This window comes from Silvania confinis (assembly GCF_025564085.1).
GTDB lineage: Bacteria > Pseudomonadota > Gammaproteobacteria > Enterobacterales > Enterobacteriaceae > Enterobacter > Enterobacter confinis.
Window position 1 is genome coordinate 1 of sequence record NZ_JAMGZJ010000031.1, and the last position, 431, is coordinate 431.

The following is a 431-nucleotide window of genomic DNA, read 5'->3' on the forward strand; positions in this document are numbered from 1 at the left end:
TTGCTAACAGCCTAAACTATCGCCATCCGGTCTATCCAGGAACTCAGATTCCAGTAGTAATGACGACCGACTTCCTGATCACATTTCTCGATTCATCGGGGGAAGTGAAAGTTGCTGCGCGCTCCGTAAAATATCGGAAAGAGTTTGAGGATGCCAATATTGGTGTGCAGAACAGGATGGCAGAGAAGCTAGCTATCGAGGAAAAGTATTGGGCGTCCAGGCAGATAGAATGGAAACTTGTGCTGCACGAAAACTTGTCAAAAGTTCGAATAGCGAACCTCACTATTCTCCGGACCTATGCGAGTATTCACCCATCGTTACCTACCGAAAAAAACATTGGTAACTTATTCGGTTTTTTGAGTAAGTGTGAAACCGATCAAGTGCCACTGAAGGCTCTATTGGATCAAGCTTCGAAAAATATCTATATAGAC

The 431-nt window shown here is 44.1% G+C and carries 1 protein-coding gene; it reads left to right on the plus strand.

All coding sequences use genetic code 11. The annotated features are described in order from the left end of the window. Nucleotides 1–431, plus strand: a 431-nt coding sequence (locus tag M8013_RS00140; protein WP_271265822.1) for a TnsA endonuclease N-terminal domain-containing protein, incomplete at both ends; no start/stop codon positions are given.